The following is a 7,569-nucleotide window of genomic DNA, read 5'->3' as shown; positions in this document are numbered from 1 at the left end:
GTGGACTTTAAGAAAAACACCATGACGCTAACATTTAATGATGACGTTGATCTCGAGGCGGTACCAGAGGTAGTCGAAGAGCTCGGATATGGTACAAGTCGACAGAATAAAGAAATCACGCCAGATCCGGTTGAGGACAAGAATACAGAAGAGGGAAAATCCTTATAAAAATAGCTCCTCGCGAGATCTATTCTCTCACACGGCGTCACCTACCCTTGGACAGTCCCCATTCTGTTGACCGCTTTTGGCGAAGCAGGTCCAAGTTAATCCATCCAGGAACCAAGAAATCAGAAGAATGATGTTACGAAAAATCAGTTTTTGATAACGGGACTTGTCACCCTTGAGTCATCAAACGAAGGAGGACGATTGTGTCTGAGGTCCTGGTTTTGACCTTAGGATTCAACCATTTGGTGCAGAGGCTTCCTTGATGACCGTACGTTTACGCAGATATCTCGTTCTTCTTTTTCTTCCAATGGCGATAATTCCGTTTCGTGTCCTGGGCTGGAACCTGACTTACTTAAATTCTTTCAGTCCATTGAATTATGAGTTATTGGATGTCGAGATTTCAGGAAACTATGCCTATATACCTGGGGGTCTTGACGGATTGGGTATCCTTGATATTTCGGACCCCTCATCCCCTCAAATTGTGGGGCTGTATTATGCGAGCGGATGCGAGTTTGGTCGGATGTACGCCTGGCATGTTAGCGAAAACTTCGCCTATGGCAGTGGACGATACTGTGGAATTGAAGTACTCGACGTTACCAATCCAAGCAATCCTGCGCATGTGGCTGATTACGGACTCCGCGGGAGATCGTATGAACATTCTGATGGGAGTGGTGCATACCTCTTCGCTGCGGCACACACAGATGGTGTCGAAATCATCGATGTTACCACGCCCGATTCCCCTCAGTTCGTAGCCCTCGTCCCCACAGAGAATGCATGGGCAGTGGAAGTCTCAGAAGCGGGGAATCTCGTATATGTTGCGGATGGCGCAGGTGGCCTAAAGATCATAGATGTATCCTATCCAGAAGTGGCTCATTTGTTGGGCAGCGTGGCAACGTCTGGGACAGCGAAGGACGTGGCAGCAGCAGGCCATTTTGTTTTTGTAGCCGTGGGAGCTGGTGGAGTCGATATGATTGATGTTTCCAATTCAGGAAATCCGGTTCTCGTAGCGAACTATAACACAACCGGCTACGCTTCCAGAGTCGCCGTAAACGATAGTCTGGTCGCAGTCTCCGACTGGGATGATGTGGAAATCCTGAGATGGGACGACTCCCCTTCAATGTCTATAGCAGGTTACAAGAATACCGGCGGACGCGTTATGGCGGTCGATATGATCGGGGACATCGTCTATTCCGCGGAGTGGATAACATTCAGGAGTTTTCGGTTTGAACCAGTTGAAGGGCCCGATCTCGATGTGTCAACCCGACATGTGGACATTCCCTACACAGAGTTGGGAGAATGTCGGGATGCTACCATCACTCTTGCAAATAACGGTATGGAGACGCTAATCATCGACGAGATCACAGTTAGTCACACAGATTATGAGATCACCTTGTCGGCCGAGGACATCCTGCCCGGTGCCACTGTGGAGGGAATTATCAAATATTGTGCCACCACAGAGAGCGGACATACAAGCCTGAGAATCAGGTCGAATGACTCTGATGAGCCGGTAGTTCTTGTCGTTCTTGAAGGAAATTCGCCTTGGGGACTCGAAGTTGGGCAGGAGGCGCCCGATTTCACGCTGCCGTCAGTGAATGGTTTCGGAGATATTAGTCTGAACGAACTTCAGGACCAGGTGGTAGTAATTGCTTTCTTTGCCAGTTGGTGACCAGTCTGTGCTCCGGAGTTTTCGGATCTAGAGGTAAGTATCTGGCGGGAATACCAGGATGACGGAGTGATGGTCTTCGGGATTTCAAATCAATCCAACTCAATACTTCAAAACTTCATTGAAGACCAGGGTATTACGTTTCCGGTACTCCGTGACATCAGCGCCGTTTACTCATCATATAACATCCGTGGCGGAACGTCCCCCTATCCAAGAGATTTTATTATCGACAAGAATGGAATTATCCGTTTTGCTGACACAGAATACGATCCTGGCACGATGATCACTATTATTGAATCGCTTATCGGTGAAACGGCAATAGATGATGGTGATGAAATAATTGTTGTTCCAGGAGATATTTCAATTTCTAACATCTACCCGAACCCCTTCAACATGACCACAACCATTGAGTTCACTACGCTCAACACTGCCCCTGTCACCTTCATGGTCTACGATCTGTTGGGAAGAGAAGTTGAGATGATCCTGAACCAAGCATTCGACAGCGGTAACCACAAAGTCCAATGGAACGCCAGTAATGTTCCTTCAGGGATTTACTTCGTAGGAATGAGGTCGGGTGACTTCACCCAGACCCGGAAGATGTTGCTGCTGAAATAGACCTTTCTTATCTCTCAATCTCCCGTCCACGGAGCGTATGTCCGTTGCTGTAGCGCCAGTTTACCAACTTCTACCTTTTCCGTTTCACCTTTATCCCTAGAAACCGTATCCATATTGGCATTTCTTGACCTCCTGAGGCTCCAGATCTTCATTATGTTCTGCTATAATCTTCTCCCAATACCTGAGCTCTTCCTTCCTGCAGCCTAAATCCACTCGCGGGGCGATTATTGAATTGAATGAATCATTAACCCGTCTTGATGAAGGAAAGCTTACCTCATTTTGTCTAAGAAATCTTCTATGGCGGCCAGATCTCCAAGATGCATACCTGTAAGGATATTTTGGCGCAGGTAAGAGCCCACCCAAAATGGTTCGTGGAGTGTTCTCACTTCTGGTACCAAAAATCATGACCCCTTGTGCTCCTCCACCCGCCGTCCCTCACCGCAGTAACGGCAGTTAATGGCCTCTTTCTCTAACAATTCGGCAATACAGGAACTCCTAGCTGTGTAATAAGGAAGCTGCCTCCATCATAAAATCAATCTGATTCTTTCTCCGTTCCGGTCCCGTAAAGGAGTCCAATTACTACACCCCCAACTCCTTCTTCCACGACGTGCCATATTCCATCAACAATAGTGTAGGTAAGGGTAAAATTCAAAACCCCAACGTAGACGAGTCCGTGGGGTAATACCCAGATCAAGCCCATGAGAATGCCGAATTTCAGGCCCTGCGATGTTGGAGACCCCCCTTTGTAGCCTATAGGATAGATGTAGGCCATCAGTAGAGCCAGGACGAGATATCCTAAGACAACAAAAGCAACGTTTGGCTCAGATCTTAGAACATCACCCAGTTGCTCATCATAAAAACCTGACATTATTACCTGATGCCAAAGGAACCCCAGCAAAGTCATTGCCACGGCCCCTGCCAGAAATGATAGCGCCAACTTCTTAGTATTCATTGTATTGATTCCTCCCAGTTTTGGCTATGTACTCGCCATTGATTAGTAAAACCAAATCTCTCGGCGGTGCTAACTTTTCTTAGTCAGCTGTGCCCATTGGAGCACACGTATGAATTGCAAATTCGTTGAGAAGTGACACTAAGATCTTGCGGTCCCGTTCCTCTTCTGAATCGGGCACTGGCTTTCCAATCCAATCAGCTATTCCTGTAAGATTGAATCCCCTTAACTCGTTGCTGGCATCAAACTCGACAGTCACCCTTTTGCAGAATGGCACTTTTGTCTCAGTCCGTTTATTCGACAATTTGACATGGGCGGCGTCCGTTGCGCGATCATACTTGATGATCATGTTCTCTCCTTTCTCTTGCCTTCAGATCTCCAAGCGGCGGCCAGTGAGGGGTGTCATTTCTCTCTTTCCTCCTCTGACTCTCTAAACCTCTTCTGCAGTCATTTCTGCTTCTCTTGCACCCCCTGGATTAGTAGGGGCACATTCCCAATTCTTAAGGAACTCGTGCGCTTTTTCAAACTTATGTAGGTAAGAAAAACGAGACACCTGGCGTCCAATCTCCTTTATCTTATCTGCCAATCCTGAGTCTCTTAGATTTCCTTCGTCGTCGAACGCCTTCCATGCTTGATCAACAGACGCCTGATCCGGGATGACCCAGGCATGTAGCGCTCTGCCAATTGTTCTCAGACTATTCAACGCATTGACGGCGCCGGTTCTGCCTCCAGATACTCCTACGAGACCTACTATCTTGCTTTCGAACTCATGGAACCCCATGAGATCAAGGGCATTCTTCAGAACCCCGCTTACGCCTCCATGGTATTCCGGTGTCCCCAGAATAATCCCGTCAGCTTGTCCCACATCTTTACGAAGATCAAAGACTCCCTGGGGATAGGAACTTTCATCTTTCTTTCCATCGCAAAAAACAAGATCGTAGTCTCTGAGATCAATCAGGCGTGTTTCGACAGCACTCTCCTTAGCGCCTTTCATAGCAATGTTCAATGCCATCCGAGTATAGCTACCCTTCCTTAGGCTCCCGCAGATTCCTACGACATAGATGTCATTCTTGGTACGTTGACTTTGATTCATGTGAGACTCCTTTTTCCCGATTTACGGGTGGAAATCCTCCTCAATGTTAAGCTACCAATCACAAATAACTCGGAATCTGGCAACGTCTCCTTTGGCTGGTCACCTATTGAATCAAGCCTTTCAACACCGCATCCACAAATGGAAGCATGCCTCCGGGGTCTGACGCCCACTATTTCATGTGAACTGTCTGGGCCACAACACGAGTTGCTAAGTGACCTGCTTCTTCGAGTTTAGATGAAATTACTAAGGGCCCCAATTACTGTCACTCTCAGGCAGTGGTAATACAGGTAAATTCTCCCAGCCTGTTTCTCGCAAATATTGCTCAAAGGTTCGGAGGCCGGGGTGAATTTTTCTCACGGCGGCAATGTCCGCTGTATAAGCTTCACCGTTAAAGAAGCGGATTGCCGCGATCTGCTCTTCGTCTGGAGTGTCGCCTTCGGACATCTGTGGCTGTACAAGCTTTACGGGACGACCAATCACTTTGGTGAAAGTTGCCACCTGCTCCGTTTCGGTCAACTCGTCCCCCGCGATTTCGAGTGTTCTCCCCAGATACTCCTGTTGCTCGGAAAACAGAATCGCAACGATCTCGCCAATGTCTTCTACTGCTATGAGCTGTGTTCTCTTGTCGTGTCGCACGCCGTAACTTTGGAGTGTTCCGTTTGAGATTTGCGGACGCCACCAATTATGATTGTCCATGAACGCGACCGGACGCACAATAGTATACGGCAAGCCAAGTTCTTTAATGTAACCTTCGATGATCCATTTGCTCTCGAAGTGCTTCTGGCCCATGCCTCGATGCGCCGCTCCAACCGAGGAGTACACAAAATGCTCGATGCCTGTTTCGTTGGCCACGTCCGCTAACAATTTGCCTTGCTTGATTTCGCCCTCATAACCCACATCGGGAAGCCAGAAATTCTGGATGCTGAACGCCCCGTACACTCCCTTAAGAGCCCCCTCGAGCGAAACGCGGTCGTACAAATCGCCCCGTATAAGTTTCGCGCCCTGCTTCGCCAGCGCTTGCGCATTGTCTTTTTTAGGGTCTCGTACGAGTGCGCGGACTCTCCAGCCACCTTTAAGCAGATGCCGGGCCACTGCGCCACCCTGTTGTCCGGTGGCACCCGTGACAAGAATAACTTTATTGTTCATTGTGTTTCTCCATTCTCCTTGATATTCCTCTCAATTCCTATGTAGAGCTTGATGATCGGACGCTCTGCCAATATCATCGGTCTTCCCGGATGGTCTTAGTTAGTGCAGAGGCTATCAGACCTGGTGGTGGTTCTCGTCAATAAATTCCTCTTTTGCGAATTTACGAAGCGAGGGATCGATTACAAGGCAAAATGCGGAGATGGCCACACACGAGACAGGAGTCAGTCCTGCAGGTTGAAGGTTACCTCAGCACCGTCACCTTCTTCACTAGGCTGAAGCTGCCGGTTTGCATTTTGACGAAATAGATTCCTGAGGGAACATTAGTGGCGTTCCATTGAACCTTATGATGGCCTGCGTCCATGCGCTTTTTCAGGATTGTTCCAACTTCTCTTCCCAACAGATCATTGATGGTCAGGATGACCTGACCACTTTGGGGCGTGTAGAACTCAATGGTGGTCGTAGGATTAAAGGGATTGGGATGGGGATGTTTGAGGGCAAACTGGATCGCGAGGATAGACTCATCCGTAATGCCCACCGAGTAGGGAGACTCATAGCTTCCCATGTCTGGGGCGTATCCCTCGTAGGAACTGGCGGGCAGATCGACGAGCGTGTCGCCGTCAAATACGAAGAAGGCCGTCCCGGCATCGATACAGGGGGAACCTTGTTGGAGATGGAAATCTCCATTCTCGGCATCGACAAAAAGGGGGTCACGATCGACATTCCCGTCAAACCAATTAACGGTGCCGTTGTCATTGGTTGCAATTCCTGATTCGCCACCAAAGACGTCTGAATAGGCAATTGTGATGGAATTGGGCTCACCAGATTGAACAAAATAGATTTCTTCCCCTGATTCGTTCCAGAGGATTGTATTGACCAAACGGGGACGGGAATTTAGCCAGCACCAAATCCCGCTACCCACTTCAGCCGTATTCCGACTTATGGTCACATTGACCAATGTGGGACTGGAAGAAAGGGAGTGAATTGCGCCGCCGGAACCAGCCGTATTCCCAATTATGGTTACATTCCTCAGATTCGGGTTAGACAACTCACAAAAAAGGGCGCCGCCATGATGAGCCACGTTCCCGTTCACCCTTACGTTCTGCAAACTTGGGTGGGAATTCGTGCAGGAGATCCCACCGCCTATGGCATCAGCAATGTTTCCACTTACCGTAATATCCACCAGGGTTGGACTGGATTCATAACAGTAGATCCCACCCCCACCGGAAGCGCGGTTTCTAGTTACGTTGAGACCGACCAGACTTGGGGTCGACGATGCATCGCAGAGAATCCCTCCTCCCCACAGAGCCAGACCGTTTGTCAGCGTGAAGCCTGTCAAAACAGCCGTTGAATCCTCCCCATTCTCAAACGTCGCCACACTGCCACTGCTGTCTCCATCAATCACCGTCTGGGAGATGTAGGAAGTGTCCCGCGTCGTCAGGAACTGACTTCCTACTACGATATTCATCCCATTGAAATTAATGTTCTCTACATACCTTCCTGTATCCACCAGAACCGTATCTCCATCAATCGCAGCATCAATCCCTGCCTGAATCGTCGACTGGTCTTGAGGGACTCTGATGACGCCGGCTGTGACTGCTGAGGTGAAAAGAATGAGACTAACGATGAAAATATAATTCAGTAACCTCACGAACGGAATTTACGTGATCCAGTGGTGAAGTCAAAAAAAGGCGTAATTGTCCACAACTTCTGCTGAGCCAGTTCAGCTTGTGCCGTTTCGAGATGATTAAATTGCACCAATACCGAAAAATCGGTATGCTACCTGGGTATGTCGTGAATTGCATGGACATTTCGGAGGGTGTTATATGAGGTGACTTAAATATTTGCGCATAACGTTTTCAGGGCATTATTTGGCCGTCCCCATTTTGCAAAGTGTGAAGTCAGCGATACCTCGAGGTCTTCTATTGATCCGAAATAACG

Annotated in this window: 6 protein-coding genes and 1 pseudogene; 3 read left to right on the top strand and 4 right to left on the bottom strand. The window is 48.6% G+C overall.

The genetic code is table 11. The features are described 5' to 3' along the window. Positions 1–427 precede the first annotated feature (427 nt). From V3U24_06450 to V3U24_06440, 3 genes and pseudogenes are all read left to right on the top strand, one after another. Positions 428–1,831 (top strand): hypothetical protein, encoded by a 1,404-nt coding sequence (locus V3U24_06450; protein ID MEE9167082.1) that lies wholly within the window; start codon positions 428–430, stop codon positions 1,829–1,831. A gap of 12 nt (positions 1,832–1,843) precedes the next feature. Further along, positions 1,844–2,104, top strand: a pseudogene (locus tag V3U24_06445) (redoxin domain-containing protein). A 3-nt stretch (positions 2,105–2,107) separates the two neighbouring features. Beyond that, positions 2,108–2,443 carry a T9SS type A sorting domain-containing protein gene (locus tag V3U24_06440; protein MEE9167081.1) on the top strand — a complete coding sequence of 112 codons (336 nt, stop codon included), beginning with the start codon at positions 2,108–2,110 and terminating at the stop codon, positions 2,441–2,443. Between the two features lie 532 nt (positions 2,444–2,975). Here V3U24_06440 and V3U24_06435 read toward each other — a convergent pair. From V3U24_06435 to V3U24_06420, 4 genes are all read right to left on the bottom strand, one after another. Beyond that, a complete protein-coding gene (locus V3U24_06435; GenBank protein ID MEE9167080.1) occupies positions 2,976–3,395 on the bottom strand; it encodes a DUF2177 family protein in 420 nt (139 codons plus the stop codon). Between the two features lie 427 nt (positions 3,396–3,822). Further along, positions 3,823–4,485 (bottom strand): NAD(P)H-dependent oxidoreductase, encoded by a 663-nt coding sequence (locus V3U24_06430; protein MEE9167079.1) that lies wholly within the window; start codon positions 4,483–4,485, stop codon positions 3,823–3,825. A 243-nt stretch (positions 4,486–4,728) separates the two neighbouring features. Continuing rightward, positions 4,729–5,631: an NmrA/HSCARG family protein gene (locus V3U24_06425; protein ID MEE9167078.1), complete on the bottom strand. Its 903-nt coding sequence runs from the start codon at positions 5,629–5,631 to the stop codon at positions 4,729–4,731. A gap of 241 nt (positions 5,632–5,872) precedes the next feature. Then, positions 5,873–7,279: a T9SS type A sorting domain-containing protein gene (locus tag V3U24_06420; GenBank protein ID MEE9167077.1), complete on the bottom strand. Its 1,407-nt coding sequence runs from the start codon at positions 7,277–7,279 to the stop codon at positions 5,873–5,875. Positions 7,280–7,569: the final 290 nt, after the last annotated feature.

This window comes from Candidatus Neomarinimicrobiota bacterium (assembly GCA_036476315.1).
GTDB lineage: Bacteria > Fidelibacterota > Marinisomatia > Marinisomatales > S15-B10 > JAZGBI01.
This window is presented reverse-complemented; position numbering and strand designations above follow the sequence as displayed.

What these genes read in the sequence shown, in the direction of transcription:
- V3U24_06450 (MEE9167082.1), top strand. Translation starts at nt 428, where the DNA reads ATGACCGTACGTTTACGCAGATATCTCGTTCTTCTTTTTCTTCCAATG.
- V3U24_06440 (MEE9167081.1), top strand. Translation starts at nt 2,108, where the DNA reads ATGATCACTATTATTGAATCGCTTATCGGTGAAACGGCAATAGATGAT.
- V3U24_06430 (MEE9167079.1), bottom strand. Translation starts at nt 4,485, where the DNA reads ATGAATCAAAGTCAACGTACCAAGAATGACATCTATGTCGTAGGAATC.
- V3U24_06435 (MEE9167080.1), bottom strand. Translation starts at nt 3,395, where the DNA reads ATGAATACTAAGAAGTTGGCGCTATCATTTCTGGCAGGGGCCGTGGCA.
- V3U24_06425 (MEE9167078.1), bottom strand. Translation starts at nt 5,631, where the DNA reads ATGAACAATAAAGTTATTCTTGTCACGGGTGCCACCGGACAACAGGGT.